Annotated in this window: 20 protein-coding genes and 4 pseudogenes; 3 read left to right on the forward strand and 21 right to left on the reverse strand. The window is 37.7% G+C overall.

What is annotated here, in order from left to right:
* Position 1: 1 nt before the first annotated feature.
* The 20 genes and pseudogenes from FGL31_RS30050 to FGL31_RS19125 all read right to left on the reverse strand — a co-directional run bounded on the left by FGL31_RS30050 (position 2) and on the right by FGL31_RS19125 (position 15,111).
* The gene (locus FGL31_RS30050) at positions 2–127 is read right to left on the reverse strand and encodes a 50S ribosomal protein L29 (RefSeq protein ID WP_394366161.1); all 126 of its coding nucleotides are present in this window, start codon (positions 125–127) and stop codon (positions 2–4) included.
* Positions 108–221: a large ribosomal subunit protein uL29 gene (locus FGL31_RS30055; protein WP_394366162.1), complete on the reverse strand. Its 114-nt coding sequence runs from the start codon at positions 219–221 to the stop codon at positions 108–110. The genes FGL31_RS30050 and FGL31_RS30055 overlap by 20 nt, the downstream gene beginning before the upstream one ends.
* Before the next feature lie 91 nt (positions 222–312).
* Positions 313–735: a 50S ribosomal protein L16 gene (rplP, locus tag FGL31_RS19045; protein ID WP_094257903.1), complete on the reverse strand. Its 423-nt coding sequence runs from the start codon at positions 733–735 to the stop codon at positions 313–315.
* Between the two features lie 51 nt (positions 736–786).
* Positions 787–1,573: pseudogene (gene rpsC / locus FGL31_RS19050) on the reverse strand (30S ribosomal protein S3).
* 11 nt (positions 1,574–1,584) lie between these two features.
* Positions 1,585–2,016, reverse strand: coding sequence for a 50S ribosomal protein L22 (gene rplV, locus FGL31_RS19055; protein WP_099370333.1), 432 nt, complete (start codon positions 2,014–2,016; stop codon positions 1,585–1,587).
* A gap of 6 nt (positions 2,017–2,022) precedes the next feature.
* Complete coding sequence (gene rpsS, locus FGL31_RS19060; RefSeq protein WP_002997495.1) at positions 2,023–2,289, reverse strand: 30S ribosomal protein S19; 267 nt, start codon at positions 2,287–2,289, stop codon at positions 2,023–2,025.
* 3 nt (positions 2,290–2,292) lie between these two features.
* Positions 2,293–3,117: pseudogene (gene rplB / locus FGL31_RS30440) on the reverse strand (50S ribosomal protein L2); the annotation flags it as partial.
* A 6-nt stretch (positions 3,118–3,123) separates the two neighbouring features.
* Positions 3,124–3,413, reverse strand: a pseudogene (gene rplW, locus FGL31_RS19070) (50S ribosomal protein L23).
* 1 nt (position 3,414) lies between these two features.
* Complete coding sequence (gene rplD, locus FGL31_RS19075) at positions 3,415–4,044, reverse strand: 50S ribosomal protein L4 (RefSeq protein ID WP_099370331.1); 630 nt, start codon at positions 4,042–4,044, stop codon at positions 3,415–3,417.
* A gap of 5 nt (positions 4,045–4,049) precedes the next feature.
* A complete protein-coding gene (gene rplC, locus FGL31_RS19080; protein ID WP_099370330.1) occupies positions 4,050–4,667 on the reverse strand; it encodes a 50S ribosomal protein L3 in 618 nt (205 codons plus the stop codon).
* 186 nt (positions 4,668–4,853) lie between these two features.
* Positions 4,854–6,086, reverse strand: coding sequence for a glycoside hydrolase family 88 protein (locus tag FGL31_RS19085; RefSeq protein ID WP_138093769.1), 1,233 nt, complete (start codon positions 6,084–6,086; stop codon positions 4,854–4,856).
* 138 nt (positions 6,087–6,224) lie between these two features.
* Positions 6,225–6,584, reverse strand: a complete 360-nt coding sequence (locus tag FGL31_RS19090; RefSeq protein WP_099370328.1) for a CoA-binding protein — start codon at positions 6,582–6,584, stop codon at positions 6,225–6,227.
* Between the two features lie 18 nt (positions 6,585–6,602).
* Entirely contained in the window at positions 6,603–7,442 is an 840-nt protein-coding gene (locus FGL31_RS19095; protein WP_317131082.1) for a serine hydrolase domain-containing protein, read from the reverse strand.
* On the reverse strand, positions 7,393–7,806 hold the full coding sequence (locus FGL31_RS29300; protein WP_317131083.1) for a hypothetical protein: 414 nt from the start codon (positions 7,804–7,806) through the stop codon (positions 7,393–7,395). The genes FGL31_RS19095 and FGL31_RS29300 overlap by 50 nt, the downstream gene beginning before the upstream one ends.
* Positions 7,807–8,093: 287 nt before the next feature.
* Positions 8,094–9,760: pseudogene (locus FGL31_RS30075) on the reverse strand (dihydrolipoyl dehydrogenase family protein).
* A 42-nt stretch (positions 9,761–9,802) separates the two neighbouring features.
* Complete coding sequence (pdhA, locus tag FGL31_RS19105) at positions 9,803–10,738, reverse strand: pyruvate dehydrogenase (acetyl-transferring) E1 component subunit alpha (RefSeq protein WP_232046980.1); 936 nt, start codon at positions 10,736–10,738, stop codon at positions 9,803–9,805.
* A 262-nt stretch (positions 10,739–11,000) separates the two neighbouring features.
* On the reverse strand, positions 11,001–12,380 hold the full coding sequence (hisS, locus tag FGL31_RS19110; protein WP_138093773.1) for a histidine--tRNA ligase: 1,380 nt from the start codon (positions 12,378–12,380) through the stop codon (positions 11,001–11,003).
* A 394-nt stretch (positions 12,381–12,774) separates the two neighbouring features.
* The gene (rnc, locus tag FGL31_RS19115; protein WP_099370323.1) at positions 12,775–13,512 is read right to left on the reverse strand and encodes a ribonuclease III; all 738 of its coding nucleotides are present in this window, start codon (positions 13,510–13,512) and stop codon (positions 12,775–12,777) included.
* A gap of 81 nt (positions 13,513–13,593) precedes the next feature.
* Complete coding sequence (gene fabF, locus FGL31_RS19120) at positions 13,594–14,847, reverse strand: beta-ketoacyl-ACP synthase II (protein ID WP_099370322.1); 1,254 nt, start codon at positions 14,845–14,847, stop codon at positions 13,594–13,596.
* 27 nt (positions 14,848–14,874) lie between these two features.
* Positions 14,875–15,111, reverse strand: coding sequence for an acyl carrier protein (locus FGL31_RS19125; RefSeq protein ID WP_079643602.1), 237 nt, complete (start codon positions 15,109–15,111; stop codon positions 14,875–14,877).
* Positions 15,112–15,377: 266 nt separating this feature from the next.
* On the opposite strand from FGL31_RS19125, the gene FGL31_RS19130 reads away from it, so the two are divergent.
* Positions 15,378–15,878, forward strand: a complete 501-nt coding sequence (locus tag FGL31_RS19130; RefSeq protein WP_099370321.1) for an IPExxxVDY family protein — start codon at positions 15,378–15,380, stop codon at positions 15,876–15,878.
* A gap of 111 nt (positions 15,879–15,989) precedes the next feature.
* Positions 15,990–17,423 carry a pyruvate kinase gene (pyk, locus tag FGL31_RS19135; RefSeq protein WP_138093775.1) on the forward strand — a complete coding sequence of 478 codons (1,434 nt, stop codon included), beginning with the start codon at positions 15,990–15,992 and terminating at the stop codon, positions 17,421–17,423.
* A gap of 42 nt (positions 17,424–17,465) precedes the next feature.
* Here the strand turns inward: pyk and FGL31_RS19140 are convergent, their stop codons facing one another.
* Complete coding sequence (locus FGL31_RS19140; protein WP_138093777.1) at positions 17,466–17,696, reverse strand: hypothetical protein; 231 nt, start codon at positions 17,694–17,696, stop codon at positions 17,466–17,468.
* A 310-nt stretch (positions 17,697–18,006) separates the two neighbouring features.
* Between FGL31_RS19140 and FGL31_RS26765 the strand changes: the two genes are divergently transcribed.
* Positions 18,007–19,158: a hypothetical protein gene (locus FGL31_RS26765; protein WP_232046981.1), complete on the forward strand. Its 1,152-nt coding sequence runs from the start codon at positions 18,007–18,009 to the stop codon at positions 19,156–19,158.
* Positions 19,159–19,167 lie beyond the last annotated feature (9 nt).

Genomic DNA, 19,167 nt, shown 5'->3' on the forward strand with positions numbered 1-19,167 from the left:
TTTATGCCTCAGCGGCTGTTTCAGATTTTGCTGCATTATTACGCTTAGAGATCTCCGTAGAGATACGAGCGATATTTTTGCGAGCTGCTTTGATCACGTTAGGGTTTTCAATAGCAGAAAACAGCATGTGCAAATTTCAATTTGTTCAAGGCAGCTTTCTCTTCAGCGAGACGAGCTGTTAAATCCTCAGTTGATAATTCTACGATTTCTGAATTTTTCATTTTTCAATTTGTTGTGCCGGGTTATCTTGAGTTAAAAACCGCCTTACTGGTAACGGCAGTAAGGCTAAACTCTTGACATTACCGACGATTATTATGCTTCAACGTAGTCTCTACGAATCACAAATTTCGTTTGTACCGGTAATTTTTGAGCAGCTAAGCGCAATGCTTCTTTCGCGATTTCCAAAGGAACTCCTTCTGCTTCAAATAACATACGGCCTGGGCGCACTACAGCTACCCAATATTCTGGCGCACCCTTACCTTTACCCATACGTACCTCTGCAGGTTTTTTGGTAACTGGTTTATCAGGGAAAATGCGGATCCAAACTTGACCTTCACGCTTCATATAACGTGTTACCGCAATACGAGCTGCCTCAATTTGACGGCTTGTGATCCATGCTGGTTCCATTGATTTGATACCGAAAGATCCGAAAGCTAATTCCGCTCCACGAGTGGCATTACCTTTCATGCGGCCTTTCTGCATCTTTCTGAACTTCGTTCTTTTTGGCTGTAACATGTTCGTATTTTTTTAAGTCTGCTTTACAGACAATCTTAATCTTGTTGTTAATTAATCTCTTTTACCACCACGGTTGTTATCACGACGGTTTCCGCCACGGTTTCCACCGCGACCACCACGGTTGTCACGACGGTTGTTGTTGTCACCACCTTCGTTTCCACCACGTGATTTTACTCCTGATGCTTGACCAATGTTTGGAGATAAGTCTCTTTTTCCGTAAACTTCACCTTTACAGATCCAAACTTTTACGCCAATTTTACCGTATGTAGTCAATGCTTCTGCTAATGCATAGTCGATATCAGCGCGCAATGTGTGTAGAGGAGTTCTTCCTTCTTTGTACTGTTCAGTACGTGCCATTTCAGCACCACCTAAACGGCCAGAACACATTACTTTGATACCTTCAGCACCCATACGCATTGTAGATGCGATTGCAGTTTTCATTGCACGACGGAATGAAATACGTGCTTCTAGTTGTTTAGCAATACCTTCTGCTACTAGTTTTCGCGTCTAATTCAGGGCGTTTGATTTCAAAAATGTTGATTTGTACATCTTTCTTAGTCAATTTCTTTAACTCTTCTTTGATTTTATCAACTTCTTGACCGCCTTTACCAATTACGATACCTGGACGTGCAGTGTGGATTGTAACCGTGATACGTTTAAGAGTTCTCTCAATAACAACTTTAGCTACACCGCCTTTAGCGATACGTACAGAAAGATATTTTCTTATTTTTTCGTCTTCAACTAACTTATCAGAATAGTTGTTGCCTCCGAACCAATTAGAATCCCATCCTTTGATGATTCCTAATCTGCTACCTATTGGATTTGCTTTTTGTCCCATTCTTAATATAATTAGTTGTTTACGTTATTAATGCTATCTACTACCAAAGTTACATGGTTTGAACGCTTACGGATTCTGTAACCACGACCTTGTGGAGCTGGGCGCAATCTTTTCAATTGGCGACCGCCACCTACAGATACTTCTTTCACAAACAGTCCACCGTCTTCTACTGAAGCGCCTTCGTTTTTAGCTTCCCAATTCTTGATTGCTGACAATAACAATTTCTCAACACGAATTGAAGCTTCTTTACCTGAATGTTTAAGGATGTAAAGAGCGTTTTCTACTTTCTGCCCGCGGATAAGATCCACTACTAGACGCATTTTGCGCGGTGAAGTAGGGCAATTCAATAACTTGGCAGTAGAAGCTCCTCCTACTTGAGCTTTTTCCTGCTCTTTGCGCTGTTTAACTAAAACAGACTTTTTGAGTTTTTTTGTTGCTTCCATTACCTATTATTTTTTCTTTTCTGCGTGGCCTCTGAAAGTACGCGTAGGCGCAAATTCACCAAGCTTGTGACCAACCATATTTTCTGTTACATAAACAGGGATAAATTTATTCCCGTTGTGCACTGCGAAGGTATGGCCAACAAAATCAGGTGAGATCATTGATCTACGAGACCAAGTCTTGATTACTGACTTCTTGTTTGTTTCATTCATAGAAAGAACTTTTCTTTCTAAGTTGTGATCGATATAAGGACCTTTTTTAATTGAACGAGCCATTATTTTTTTCCTTCTCTCAATGATGTAACGATTCGATGTTTTCTTCTTGTAGCGTGTTTTATAGCCTTTAGCTAATACACCTGTGCGTGAGCGTGGGTGACCTCCTGATGAACGTCCTTCACCACCACCCATAGGGTGATCAACCGGGTTCATTGCAACACCACGTACTCTAGGACGACGACCTAACCAACGTTTTACGACCTGCTTTACCTAATACTTGGTTCGCTTTTTCAGCATTTGAAACTGAACCAATTGTAGCCACACAAGTCAATAAGATCATACGAGTCTCGCCTGAAGGCAATTTAATAATAGCAATACTTGCCATCACGTGCAGACAATTGTGCATAAGTACCTGCTGAACGTGCGATTGACCCACCTTGACCAGGATTCAATTCAATGTTGTGAATGATTGAACCCAAAGGGATGTTAGCCAATGGCATAGTATTACCTACTTCTGGGGGCTACTGATTCGCCTGCGATCACTGTTTGACCTACTGTTAGACCAGCAGGAGCAATGATGTAACGTTTTTCACCATCCGCGTAATGCAATAAAGCAATACGTGCTGTACGATTAGGATCGTACTCGATAGTTGCAACTTTTGCAGGGATATCTTTTTTATCGCGTTTGAAATCTATTAATCGGTATGATTTTTTGTGTCCCCCACCGATGTAACGCATAGTCATTTTACCGGAGTTATTACGACCACCTGACTTCTTGATGCTAACTACTAATGATTTCTCAGGAACGTTAGTTGTAACGTCTGAATAATCAGCACCTACTCTGAAGCGAGTACCAGGGGTAACCGGTTTGAATCTTTTAACTGCCATTTCTTATTATAGTGTACTGTAAAAGTCAATAGTTTCACCATCTTAACTGTAATGATGGCCTTTTTATATTTAGGGCTTCTTCCTGAAACAAATCCTGCTTTAGTGTAGCGGCTTTTAGCTTTACCTGCAACTACTGCTGTGTTCACAGCTACTACAGTCACACCAAACATTTGCTCTACAGCAGCTTTGATTTGAATCTTGTTTGCTCTATGATCTACTTTGAAAGCATAACGGTTTAATTTCTCCGTTAAAATCGAAGCTTTCTCAGTCAAAATAGGTTTTTTAATAATTTCCATATTATTTAGCGAATGCTTCCTCCAAAGTTTTAACAGAATCTGCAGTTAACAATAATTTCGTAGCGTTCAATACATCATATGTATTTAAATCAGATGCTACGATAACTTTTGCTTTCTTCAAATTTCTGCTTGATAAATAAACATTGTTATTGTATGCTGGCAATACTAATAAAGTTTTTTCGTCAGCAATGTTCAATGCATTAACTAGAGCTACATAGTTTTTAGTTTTGATTGTATCGAAGTTTACTTCGTCCAATACTAAAACGTTGTTTTCTTGAGCTTTGTAAGATAATGCTGATTTACGTGCTAATTGCTTTAATTTTTTGTTCAATTTGAAGCTATAGTCACGAGGTTGAGGGCCGAATACACGACCACCACCGTTAAACAATGGAGATTTGATAGAGCCCGCACGAGCACCACCAGTACCTTTTTGTTTGTGTAATTTACGAGTTGAACCCGCGATTTCATTACGTTGTTTTGATTTGTGAGTTCCTTGGCGTTGGTTTGCTAAGTACTGTTTCACATCCAAATAGATCGCGTGGTCGCTTGGTGTAACACCGAATACCGACTCAGGAAGTTGCACCTTGGCACCTGTTTCTTTTCCTGATAAATTTAATACTTTAACTTCCATCTCTACTATTTGTCTACGATTACATATGAACCTTTAGCTCCAGGTACGGAACCACTAACAACGATTAGGTTTTGCTCAGGGTAAACTTTCAATACTTGTAAGTTTTGAACTTTTACTCTTTCACCACCTGTACGACCAGCCATGCGCATTCCTTTGAATACTCTTGACGGCCATGATGAAGCTCCCAATGAACCTGGTGCACGTAGTCTGTTGTGCTGACCGTGAGTCGCACCACCTACACCACCAAATCCGTGACGCTTCATTACACCTTGAAATCCTTTACCTTTAGAAGTACCAACTACATCTACGTACTCACCTTCTTCAAATAAAGTAACATCAACGATGTCTCCTAGTTGTTTCTCATCTGTAAAAGTTTTGAATTCAACTAGTTTACGCTTAGGACTAACCCCTGCTTTTGCAAAGTGTCCTTTCAAAGGATCTGTCGTGTTCTTTTCCTTGGCATCATCGAAACCAAGTTGAACTGCCGAATAACCATCCTTCTCTTCCGTACGTATCTGCGTTACCACGCACGGCCCAGCCTCGATTACTGTACAAGGGATATTCTTCCCTTCAGCATTGAACAGGCTGGTCATTCCTACTTTTTTACCAATAATTCCTGACATGTTATAAATTAATTAATTAAACGTCCATCGAAGCAGTAGGGCTTCGCTCAAGACACAATTCTCCCATTAAGGGATTGCAAAAGTACAAACAATTTTATAACTATCAAATAGTTAGTCAATTATTTTTCAAAAAAACATGCCATGCAAAAATTTGCATGGCATGTAGATTTATTCGAAGGCCAAAATTTATATCTTGATGATCGGCTCACCATCTAATATTCTTTTGTAGCGGATCAAGGCTTCAACATAATAATAATCAGCATACGTCAAAGGTACATCTACCTCAGAATCCAAAGGCAATGCACCAACACTGTGCTTCAATAAGTAACCCCCATTCTCTCCTACATTAGCAAAATACTCATTCGATGAAAGTGTTTTTAGAATGCTCTCAGCCTTTGATAAATATAATTCAGCTTTTTTCCCTTTGGTATATTGCGATAATTCCAATAATGCTGAGGCAATAATTGCTGCAGCCGAGGCATCTCTTAGATCCTTTCTAGAATAAGTTTTATTGTCTGATGGTATCTTATCCTTATCAAAATCCCAGTATGGAATCAGGTCTGCAGGTAAACTTTTATTGTTAAGAATATAGTTAGCAATATTTTCGGCCTGTTGCAAGTAAGTTTTATCCTTAGTTTCTCTATACATCATTGTATAGCCATATAGCCCCCAAGCCTGTCCCCTAGCCCAAGCAGATTCATCAAATGCACCTTGAGCAGTCTGTTTAGCCAGCACTTCGCCATTTTCTGGATTATAATCAATCACATGGTATGAGCTATTGTCTTTTCGGAAGTGATTTTTCAAGGTTGTATTGGAATGGGTCCTTGCAATCTCTTCATATTTTTTGTTTCCGGTAGTTTTTGCTGCTTGCATTAAAAACTCCAAATTCATCATGTTGTCAATGATAACTGGAAACTTCCAAGTGTTATGGTTCCATGAACGAATAGTTTTTGTGTTAGGATTATATCTGGAAATAAGTGATTCGGCACCAGTTTCCAATATAGGTTGATAAGTCGCGCTATCTCCTGTTAATCTCAGAGCATTTCCAAAACTACAGAATAGCATAAATCCGAGGTCATGGGTTCCTTTATTATATTGTTCTTTTTCGAGATCCTTCAACTTATCCAAAGCTGTTTTCTCAAGTCCTGCATTTCCAGTTCCTTCAGAAAGGTACAATAATGTCCCTGGGTAGAAACCAGAACACCACCACGAGGAATTTGAGAATTCTTGTTTCCCGTTATCGAATGTTTTTGGGAACTTACCATTAGGCACTTCTTCCACCAACTTACTATATTGTTCAGCAGAAGCCTTCAATTGTCCATTTATAAATTCAGATGTAAGCTTGAGGTTTTGTTTTTGTGAACTAGCAAATTGCAAAAAGTAAAGACAAAAGGAAAGGGATAAAACAAAGGTCTTCATAGATTATGATTTAAATAAAAATTAGGTTTAATACAAAATAGAAATATATACAGACATTTCTATAAAATATTTACTATAACGTTTTCATAAAAAAAGGGCAATGTTTCCATTGCCCTTAAAAATATTTTCAGTGTTTACTTAAAACTGACCGGTATTCAGCATAACCAAAGTACATGCTTCTACTACTTCTATTCCGTTCTCCCTGGCCTTATCTGCCAATTCAGCATTTTCGGCTCCTGGGTTAAAGATTATGCGCTTAGGCTTAGTCTTTAAGATATAGTCATAGTATTGAGGTTGATTTTGCGGACCGACATACAGTGTCATGGTATCGATATCGGTATGAATTTCCTCAGCAGGCTCGATTTCAACACCAGCCACTTTTCCAGTCTTGCGTCCAACATTTACGATTGGATGCCCTTTTCTTGCCAGTTTATTGGCTACCAAATACGAATATCTCGCCGGATTAGTACTCGCACCTAAAATCAAGGTCTTTTTCATGTGTTGCTATTAGGTTTATTAATTTACAAATTCTCCATTTGCATTATATGCATTTTGTCTCAAAATAGGTATTTCTAATATTTTATACAAATCATCCAGATGATTCAAGCTCCCATTTGCCATATTTGTTAACAAAACAATCGTAACATCGTTTTTAAGGTCACGTACATATAGGCTTTTAAATCCATGCCACCAACCAGTATGATAAACCATCGGTTCATTAGGCGGGCTGAAAGTTCTCCAACCATACCCATAACTGAACAAGCTTCTCTTAGCATCGCTTCTAGGCATATACATAGAATCTAAAGTTGCTTCGTTCACAATTCTTCCTTCCCGAACAGCTCTATCCAACAGGTACATATCTTGTACAGTACTATATATTCCTTTATCACCTACAGGACCATCCAAGTAATTTCTTACCACCGATCTTCTCCAAACTTTATCATGTCCCATGACATTGGACGGAGTTTTCTCATATACAGCGGTTGAATATACTGCTGTATTCTTCATGCCTGCAGGATCAAAAATATTTTCCTTCATGTAGACTGCGAAATCTTGACCTGTTACCTTTTCAACGATGGCTGCTAGTACCATATAGTTGGAATTATTATAATGAAACCTTCCATCAGGTGCACCATAACGATTAGGATGTTTTTCGATCAACAAATTCATGGCATCCTGATTTGTCATTGGCTTTTTACGATCTGGCCATGCTTCTTCAGCGAAATAGACATAGTTAGGCAAACCAGATCTATGTGACAACAATTGAGCAATGGTAATTCCAGGATATGGAAAATTAGGGTAAAAATCATTTACGGTATTGTCCAACTTTAATTTGCCATTTTGGACAAGTTTCATTACTCCTAAAGCAGTAATGGGTTTTTGATGCAGAAGCCAACTCAAATTGGGAGTTAATATTCAAACTGTCCTTTAACAGATAATCTGCCCAACCGAAAGAATTCTGATAAAGGATCTTTCCTTTTTTGGCGACCAAAACATTCCCATTAAATGCTGAATTTTTATGGAGTTTCTGCATAAAAGCATCAATCTGCTGATCTGCTTTCGAAGAATCATATATCAGGGCTATACTATCTTTTTTCCCTTGATCTACTTTAATTTCTCTTTGTTTTGCTTCTGGCGAAGAACATGAGAACATCGTAAATGTCCCCAACCCCAATACTAATAATAAATTTTTTATAGACACGCTCCTAAACTGAATCATTAATCCTTTTAATCATAATTGACTATGCAGACAAATTACTACATATTGTGACAAATTACAATAAATTTTAGCTTTCTTTTGATAAAAGTGTAGTTACAAATTCCCATATCAATGATACGCTAATTTTTAACATAATCATATTCAAAACGATTGATAATCCAACTTATTGCAATACAATAAATATTTGAGGAATTATTTATTTATTCATTGACTATTATATTTTGTAGAAATAAAAAAGCCGGGTAAATCAAGATCTACCCGGCTTTCAAAATTTTATGTGATTGCTCTTATGCCAATAAACGGATAGGAGCTTCGATCAATCCTTTTAATGTTTGAAGGAATTGTGCACCCGATGCGCCATCCACTACACGGTGGTCACAACCTAATGTCAATTTCATCACATTACCTGGGACAACTGCGCCATTTTTAACTACTGGCACTTGTTGGATTGCACCTACAGAAAGGATAGCTCCATCTGGAGAGTTGATAATTGAAGTAAATTCATCAATTCCAAACATACCCAAGTTAGATACAGTAAATGTTGAACCTTCCCAATCAGATGGTTGTAGTTTCTTAGACTTAGCTTTTTGCGCAAAGTCTTTTACCTCTGCAGAGATGTGAGATAATGATTTTCCATCAGCAAAACGTACAACAGGAACTAATAATCCATCTTCAACTGCGATTGCAACACCAATGTTTGAATGCTCGTTGTAACGGATCTTATCTCCTTGCCAAGATGAGTTTACGTTAGGATGTTGTTTCAAGGCAACAGCTACTGCTTTGATTACGATATCATTGAATGAAACTTTCACTGGCGCAACCTCATTAATTTGAGCACGAGCTGCCATTGCATTATCCATATCAATGCTGATTGTTAAATAGAAGTGTGGAGCTGTAAATAAAGATTCAGATAATCTGCGTGCAATAGTTTTACGCATTTGATTTACTGGTTTTTCTGTAAAACGCTCTTCTCCTACAAACTGAGGTAAGCTGATTGTCTTAGCTTCACCTTCTGCGGCAGGTTTAGCTGCAGCAGCTGCAGCAGGAGCTGCTTCTGGCTTGAAGTTTTCAACATCTTTTCTTACGATACGTCCATTTTCTGCAGATCCTTTCACTTGGGTCAAGTCAATTCCTTTTTCTTTAGCGATTTTCTTTGCCAAAGGAGAAGCTTTTACTCTTGAATCCGAGGAAGTTGATGCTGCAACAGGAGCATCAGATATGCTTTCTTGAACAACTGGTTTTTCTTCTTCTTTTTAGTTTCTTTTTTAGAATCTGAAGAAGGTTTTTGATTTAATAATGGAGTAACGTCAGTTCCAGCAGGACCTACTATAGCAATAATATCATTTACTTTAGCAGCTTGTCCAGCCTCTACACCAACATACAACAATGTTCCATCTGCATATGCAGTTACTTCCATAGTTGCTTTATCAGTTTCTACGTCAGCAATTGCATCATCAGATTTGATGGTATCACCTACTTTGAAGTTCCATTGAGCGATTACACCTTCTGTCATCGTATCACTTAACAGAGGCATAGTAATCACAGTAACTCCTAAGTCTTCAGCAGTAACGTTGCTTCCAGCGTCGTCAGAAGATTTTTCTTCAGATTTCTCTTCAGTTTTTTCTTCTTTGTTTTCTGATTTTTGTTCTGCTTTATTATCTTCTTTTTTGTCTGTGCTTGCAGAATCACCTTTTAACAAGGCTTCGTAATCTTCACCTTCTTCACCCAACACCGCGATTACAGCATCTACAGGAACAGCTTCACCCTCTTTGGGGCCAATATATAACAATGTACCATCTTGATAAGATTCAAAGTCCATTGTTGCTTTATCAGTTTCAACCTCTGCAATAAGGTCACCTGAATTAACTTTATCACCAACTTTTTTGTGCCATTTTGCGATTACACCTTCAGTCATGGTGTCGCTCATTTTAGGCATTTTTACTACTTCAGCCATCGTTTAGGAATGTTCTATTTTAGTTAAAGTAATTATCATTAATTAATCCATGACAAAAGGGTAGTCCTCTTGCACATAAATATCTTTGTAGATTTCTGATGCATCTGGGTACGGAGATTCTTCAGCAAATTTCACTGATTCATCAACGATTTTCTTAACCTTAGCTTCTACCTCATCAAACCAAGCTTGATCAGCATATTTATTCTCAACAATAGCATGTTTTACAGCGATAATTGGATCTCTTTCTTTGTATTCTTCCAATTCTTCTTTCGTACGATATTTTGCCGGATCTGACATGGAGTGTCCTTTGTAGCGGTATGTACGGATTTCCAAGAATGTTGGTCCTTCACCAGCACGAGCACGTTGAACGGCTTCATCCATAGCATTGTGAACAGCTACGACATCCATTCCATCTACTGGAGCACTTGGCATATCAAATCCAAGACCCATTTTGTAGATATCTTGCATGTTAGTCGTACGTTTTACAGAAGTACCCATTGCATAACCATTGTTTTCACAAACAAAGATTACAGGCAATTTCCATAACATCGCCATGTTCAAAGTTTCATTGAAAGCACCTTGACGTACGGCTCCATCACCCATGTAACAGATGTTAACATTGTCAGTACCCAAATATTTCTCAGCAAATGCAATACCTGCACCCAATGGAATTTGACCACCAACAATACCATGTCCTCCCATGAACTTATGTTCCTTAGAGAAAAAGTGCATTGATCCACCTTTACCTTTTGAACATCCTGTAACTTTACCAAACAATTCTGCCATACATGCATCAGCAGACACACCTTTAGCCAAGGCATGTGCGTGGTCACGGTAAGCAGTTATTAATGAATCCTCAGGTTTGATCACAGACATCGTTCCAGCAACTACTGCTTCTTGTCCGATGTACAAGTGACAAAATCCACGGATTTTTTGCTGTCCATAAAGCTGTCCAGATTTCTCTTCAAATTTGCGCATGAGCAGCATGGATTCATACCACTCTAGGTAGGTTTCTTTGTTATAGGTGTTGAACTCATTTCTAAGTATTGAATTTCTTTACTAAACTGACCACAAATTTAATTAATATTAACGAGATTTTTGATAAATTTTACCTTACATTTCACTGATTTATGCGGATTATGTCAAATTATTACCATAATCTCCGTCAAACATCAGCTTATTACATTAAGACATCTACTTTTGATCACAACTAGAAAACGACCCCAAAGGGCCGTTTATTTTATTTTATTTTTTCTATTAATTCCTCGATCGAAACTTTTTGCTGTTCTCCAGTCTTCATATCTTTCAATGACAACTGTCCTGATTCAACTTCCTCTTCCCCTACCAATAATACAAATGGTATTCCCTTCGAATCTGCATAACTCATCTGCTTCTTCAACTTTACAGCACTAGGATACAATTCTACAGCTATGCCTGCCTGCCTGATTTGATATAGCATTGGCAATGTGTATGACTCAAGGTTTGAATCAAAATTTACGATCAACAGTTTAGTTCGCGCTGAACCTTCTGTTGGGAAAAGATTTAATTCCTCCAAAACATCAAAAATACGGTCGGCTCCAAAGGATACCCCTACACCAGTCAAGTCTTTCAAACCAAACATTCCGGTCAAATCATCATAGCGACCACCACCACCTATACTTCCCATCTGTACTTCATTTGTTTTTACTTCAAAAATACATCCGGTATAATAATTCAATCCCCTAGCCAATGTGATATCAACCTCTACGATTTTCTCCAACAAATCTCCTCTGCCAAATTTTCTCACATAGTCGAATACTTCCTCAATTTCAGCAATCCCTTTCATCCCTATTTCAGAATTCGAAAGCACCTCCCGCATAGAACTTAATTTCTCCTCATTTGATCCACTCAATTCAATAATTGGCTTCAAAACTTCTAAATCATCTTGCGTAAATCCTCTTTCGAGCAATTCTTTATTTACTCCTTCAAGTCCGATTTTATCGAGTTTATCGATTGCAACGGTCATATCCACAATGAGATCCGGTTTTCCTACTACTTCCGCTATTCCTGAAAGTACTTTGCGATTGTTAAGTTTGATGTTGAAATCTTTTAATCCCAATTCGACCAATGCTTCATTGTAGATCAAGATAAACTCAGCTTCATTTAACAAGGAAGCAGAACCGACCACATCTACATCGCATTGATAAAATTCACGGTATCTTCCTCTTTGAGGTCGATCAGCACGCCATACCGGTTGTATCTGAAATCTTTTGAATGGAAGAGCTATGTCATTTTGATGCATCACCACATAGCGGGCAAAGGGAACAGTTAGATCATACCTCAGAGCTTTCTCGGAAATATGAGAAATCAATGAAGTTGAATTTTTGCTTCCCAGTAAGTCTTCAGGCGCTTTACTCAAGTAATCTCCTGAGTTCAATATTTTAAATATTAACTTATCGCCTTCATCACCATACTTTCCAGTTAAAGTACTCAGGTTTTCGAATGATGGAGTCTGAATCTCAGCATATCCGAATTTCCTGAATATTGTCTTTAATGTATTGTAGATATGGTTACGTTTGTCCATTTCCACAGGAGAAAAATCCCGTGTACCTTTAGCTAATGATGGTTTAATTGATGCCATAGGCGCAAATATAGAAAAGAGATGTGAGATGTGAGATATGAGATGTGAGATAGTGGAAAGGAATTGAAGGGGAAATTGTGATTAGACAATAGACATAAGACAAAAGACATTAGAACTTATATGTGAGATAGTGGAAAGGAATTGTGATTAGACAATAGACATAAGACAAAAGACATTAGAACTTTTATGTGAGAAAGTGGAAAGAAATTGAAGAGGAAAAGAAAAGTTGAAAGAAATTGAAGAATAAACGTAGAAAGGAAAAGTGGAAAGGAATTGAAGGGAAACGTAAAAAGGAAAAGTGGAAATGAATTGAAGAGGAAATTGGAAAGGAAAAGTGGAAAGGAATTGAAGAGGGAGTGGAAGAGGAAAAGTTGAGGGGATAGTTAAGGGTTAATTATTCTTCGAAAATCTTGAGGTATTCACATGCTCTTTCTGCGGCGATTTTTTCGGCGCTTTTTTTATTGAAGTCGCGGCCAAGTCCACATTCTTCACCATCAACGACAGCTACTACGGAGAACATTTTATTAGATTCACCTTCTGGGTTTTCAACTTGCACAAAGCTAATTTCTTTGTTATTGTGCTGACACCATTCAATCAATCTACTTTTGAAATTAGTTTCAGTTACTTCCAAGGTTTGAATATCAACATGTGGCTTGATGATTCTGGTCAACAAAAACTCCCTAGTAAAAGTATATCCTTTATCTAAATATACTGCTCCTACCAATGCTTCGAATGCATCACCAAGAAGAGATCCTTGTTTGTTAGGATAACTGATCATTCTAGCGTCGAATTCGATCATTTCATTGAATCCTAATTTTCGGGAAAGTTGATTTAGGTTTGCTCGAGAAACGATCTTTGATCGCATTTCTGTCAAGAAGCCTTCATCCTTGTATGGATAAAGTTTGAAAAGTAATTCAGCCACTACAGATCCCAAAACCGCATCACCCAGAAATTCGAGTCTTTCGTTGCTGTTTTTTACACCATCTTTGATGAGTACAGCGACCGATTTATGTCTGAAAGCCATTTGATAAAGGCGCACATTACCCGGCACGAAACCAAGTAAGTTCTTTAGTTTTCGAACATAAGTACGATTTGGTGACAGATAAAGATTATAAACCTGTGTGATAGGCATGATTACTCTAAATAACAAATAGGTAGTTGTGATATCCAACTACCTATTCAAAATGTTTAGCATGGAAAAAATGAATTCATCTTAACCATTATACTTTTTCACAATTATAGTTGCATTGTGGCCACCAAAACCGAAGGTGTTACTCAATGCTGCATTAACAACTCTTTTTTGCGCAGTATTGAACGTAAAGTTCAATTTACTGTCAATTTCAGGGTCATCTGTGAAATGATTGATCGTTGGAGGAACAATATCATTTTTAACTGCCAATATGGAGGCAATTGCTTCTACTGCACCAGCAGCACCTAGAAGGTGACCAGTCATGGATTTAGTAGAACTGATATTTAGTTTGTATGCATGTTCACCAAAAAGGTCAACGATAGCTTTAGTTTCACTTACATCTCCTACTGGAGTTGATGTTCCATGTACATTGATGTAATCAATGTCTGAGAAATCCATTCCAGCGTCTTTAATAGCCATTGTCATAGCCAATTTTGCTCCTAATCCTTCAGGGTGAGAAGCTGTGATATGATATGCATCAGCACTCATACCCCCACCTACTACCTCAGCATAGATTTTGGCACCACGCGCAAGAGCATGTTCTAGGCTTTCCAAAACAATTGCACCAGATCCTTCACCTGACACGAAGCCGTCACGATCTTTATCGAAAGGGCGCGATGCAGTTTTCGGGTCATCGTTTCTTGTAGACAGGGCATGCATAGCATTGAATCCTCCGATTCCGGCTTCATTGATAGTAGCTTCGGAACCACCGGTAATGATAACATCTGATCTACCTGAACGAATGTAGGTGAATGCATCTATCATTGCATTTGTTGCAGATGCACAAGCTGATACTGATGAGAAGTTTGGACCTTGTAATCCGTGACGCATTGAAATATGGCCAGGGGCCAAGTCAATAAGCATCTTAGGAATAAAGAACGGATTGAATCGAGGAGTACCATCACCTTTAGAAAATTGTGCAACTTCCTCCGTGAATGTGGTCAAACCACCGATTCCAGAACCCCAAATTACTCCGATTCGGGTTCTGTCTAAATTATCAAAATCTAGTCCTGCGTCTTTAATGGCTTCGTCTGTTGATGCAATGGCGTATTGCACAAAGGGGTCCATTTTACGAGCCTCTTTGCGGTCCATATACACGTGTGGATCAAAACCTTTTACCTCGCAGGCAAATTGTGTCTTGAATTTTGACGCATCAAAATGCGTGATAGGAGCGGCTCCACTTACACCGTTGACCAATCCGTCCCAGTATTCTGCAACGGTATTTCCGATCGGTGTAAGTGCGCCTAATCCTGTTACAACTACTCTCTTAAGCTCCATTTATGATGTTTGGCCTAATAAAATTAGTTAGTTAACGTTTTTTTCTAAGTAAGCGATTGCTTGACCTACAGTACTGATGTTTTCAGCTTGGTCATCAGGAATTGCAACGTTGAATTCTTTCTCGAATTCCATGATCAACTCAACTGTATCAAGTGAGTCTGCACCTAAATCATTCGTGAAAGAAGCCTCAGGTGTTACTTCATTTTCGTCCACACCTAACTTTTCTACGATAATTGCTTTTACTCTTGATGCGATATCTGACATGATTTTCTAGTTTAATTGTTTAATAAATCTGTGCAAAGAAAAAATAAATATTCCCAAAAATCAAATCTTTTTGACTTTTGGAATTAAATAAAGAACAAAGTTAGCCTAAATAAAGTTTTCAATACCTTATTAATTAACGTTATTCAATAATACTAAAACAAATAAAGTTTTACAAACTTAATGCATAATTAATGATATTTTTACGTAATCTTCAAACTTAAACAATCAAAAAACGTAATTTTGTATATCATTAAAATAAAATTGGCTTGAGCAAAATCACCTTTAAACTCGAAACTGACTTTGACCTTGAACTGGATTTTATCCTTATTGGGATTAGTTCTGTGCTCAGAGATTACAGACTCTGCCATTTCATCAATAAACATACAGGACTGCAGTTTGTCTATGGAAAGGAAGACTATCTCGACCACAATGGCAATACCAAAGAAAAGCCAAAGGACGAACTTGATTATCATATTATTTACGAATCAAAAAAAAATAAACCCTCCATTCAAAATCATTTTAATATTTTCAGATATCATAACCCAACCTTCGAATTTGAATTCTATTTGCTGAGCAATAGATCCGTTGAAGGGGCCGCTTTAATACCTGAAATAAGCAGTTTTGATTATTTTTTATTGGTTAAACATTATATTGACGACGAAGACTTAGATGCACTTTTGGAAAACATAAAGTCTATTCCAGAAGTATTGTTAGTAAAAGAAATAGATCCAACAATATTGAAATCTAAAGAAAATCTGATATTTTAGCGAATTATTTACATAGTGTATATATTACACATAAACCTAACCTTCGGCTTTAAGGGGAGAATAAAGCTGATAGAAACACGAAAAAGAATATAAATTTAAAATTTAATTTAAATGGATAAACTAAAAAAGCGGACCAAAATCGTAGCCACTCTTGGTCCGGCTTCTTCAAAAAAAGACGTTTTAACCCGTATGATTGCTAAAGGTGTCGATGTATGCCGCCTTAACTTTTCTCACGGATCACAAGATGACCACCTTAAGGTTATCAACACCATCAACGAAATCAACCAAGAACACCCTTTCAGTGTAGGTATTTTAGCGGATTTGCAAGGTCCGAAAATCCGTATTGGTAAAATGAAAGAAGGAGGAGCCATCCTTGTGAATGGCAGCACCGTTGAAATCACTACTCATGAACAAATAGGCGATGAAAACAAGATTTACATCACTTATGAAAACTTCCCTAATGATGTAAAAGAAAATGAAATCATTCTTTTGGATGACGGAAAACTTCAATTACGCGTTATTAACACAAATCATTTAGATACAGTTACTTGTAAAGTTGTTCACGGTGGTATTTTAACTTCTAGAAAAGGTGTTAATCTTCCTAACACAAAAGTTTCTATTCCTTCATTGACCGAAGAAGATTTAGACAATTTGAATTTTGCACTTGATCATGGTGCAGATTGGATTGCTATGTCTTTTGTTCGTTCTGCAGAGGACATCAAACAATGTAAAGAGATTATCAAGCAGAAAGGTTCACATGCAAAAGTTATTGCAAAAATTGAGAAACCTGAAGCTATTGAGAATATCGACAGTATCATTGAAGCTACTGACGCTGTGATGGTTGCTCGTGGAGACTTAGGTGTTGAATTGCCGATGGAAGAAGTTCCAGGACTTCAAAAAATCATAGCACAAAAATGCCGTAACTTGTCGAAGCCTGTTATTATTGCTACTCAAATGCTTGAGAGCATGATCACTACTCCACGCCCAACACGTGCGGAGGTGAACGACGTAGCTAACTCAGTAATTGATGGTGCAGATGCAGTAATGCTTAGTGGTGAGACCTCAGTTGGTGAATTCCCTGAGATTGTTATTGAAACAATGGCTAAGGTTATCACACATGTTGAAGCAACTTCTTACCCATATTATGCCCAAAAAGAACAATTAGGCACAGTTCCAGTAACACGTATCCCTGATGCAATTTGTAGTTCATCCATCTTCTTGGCTGAAAAAACTCATGCGTCAGCGATTGCTGTAATGACATCTTCTGGATATACAGCAATGGAAATTTCAAGTTACCGTCCGGATGCTGATATTTACGTATTTACAGGTAATAAAACATTATTGCGCACACTTAGCTTATGCTGGGGTGTAAAAGCATTTATCTACGAAAAGTACGAGTCAACAGACGGTACTATCCAAGATGTAAACGGATTACTGAAAGAGCGTCATTTGGTTGAACCAGGACAAATTGTAATCAATACTTCTTCAACTCCATTACATGAAAAAGGTAGAACAAATACCATTCGTGTTTCGGAGGTAAAATAATACTCCATTAAAAAAGCCTCATTTGATTGAGGCTTTTTTAATTTATTTATTTTTGGATTGATTTGACTTCTTCGGTTGAATCAACTTTATATTTTTTACTGTATCTACCTGCAGATTGAGATTATTGGAGTCCGATTTTTCTGTGCCTGGCATAATTACACTTTCCTTACCATTCAAATACTTTTCTCTAATCACGGTATCATCTTTCTGTTCCAATCCTTTTATCAAGTTATCTCCTTTTCCTTTATAGGCATTTGGAATTTCAATATTCATATTAAATGATTTATTTAAGGAATCCATTTTTGATTGAAACTTGGCAGCATTGTCCATTTTATCAATTGGCTGAATTGGGCGCTTGGAACAAGCTTTCCTTTTTCGGAATTTTTTCTGTAATTTGAGAAAAAGAAGGTATGCACCAACCCAACAGCAAAATGGCGATCGTTAATATGTGTTTCATAATTAGTCTATTTAGAGTATTTAATTTACCAAAACAAAGTCTATTTTGCTAAAAAAGCTAAAAAAGCGCTGTTAAATAGTGTTAAATGAGAAAATTAGCTGTTTCCCCTTATTATTTTTGTAACAAATGAAGAAAAGAAGTATTGCGTTGATTATATGGCTCATGTCTATTGCTCTAATTGGAGTGATGGCTATGCAATATTACTTTGTGAGGGAATCCTTTATAAAAGAATCAAAGTTATTTGATGAGGAAGTCAAGGCTTCTTTATCTGCTGTAGCCAATAAGATCGAGCGCCAGGAGATCTATGATTTTGCCCGAGAGCAAGAACGCCAGAACCAGGAGAAATTTAGAATCGATCAAGAACGCATTCAAAAGAACGAAAAGATCCTTGCACTTCAGGTTCAATATCAAGACAGTATAAAAACCCTTCAAAGGATAGCTTTTCAACATACTACAAATTTCAACAAACTTGAAACTGCTCTAAACCAGCAATTCCCTGCGGTTTTTATCAACAACGAATTTTTTGAAACTTATCTTAGGAGGAAAGAATATAAGCACCTGGTCAGAATTACTTTAGAACAAGGTCTTACAGCTGACAATACCATTGGTGAATTTACCAGAATAGATGCTATTAAGGTTATACCTCCGGTCAAGCCAAAGGACGACAGCACAAGATATATTATTCCTGTGTTTGCTCCACCTGCGACCAATGCTATTGCATATCAAATAAGGACATTACCGCCCAAGATTGATTACAGAACACTTGCCAAAATTGAGGCTTTGGAGATTAAGCTTCACAACCTGAGGAACCAAAAACTAACGGATGCCGCAACATTGTTTGATACTATTGCGATTCTTGGGGGTAAGAAAAGTTCAGTGATTGCGGATGTAGCCATGGGCATGGAATTATCGAAAAGACCTTTGGCAGAACGTATAAATGGAAAAAGAACGGTTGACCTTTTAATTCATGAACTGCATGAACGCGGCATTAAGTCGTCATTTGTCATGGAGATAAAAGATTTCAATAAAATTCCCGTTTTTCAAGGTTTTTACCAATTTAACAATGAGCAATTAGAAGAGGTTAAAAATCCGCTGATCTATACTGCTAGGTTATTTCAGGGTGACCGCGGTAATGCACCAGGAGAATTAAGCATCCACTTCCCTAACAAGGGGTGGTATTATTGCCGAAACAATGGGCTATTGGTTATTCCCCACTATCTTGGCATTATTGGCACTATTAATTGGCTGTTTCGCTTACACTTTGAGTATCATTTTTAAACAGAAAAA

Origin of the sequence: Sphingobacterium daejeonense (genome assembly GCF_901472535.1) — a bacterium.
GTDB classification, from domain to species: Bacteria; Bacteroidota; Bacteroidia; order Sphingobacteriales; family Sphingobacteriaceae; genus Sphingobacterium; species Sphingobacterium daejeonense.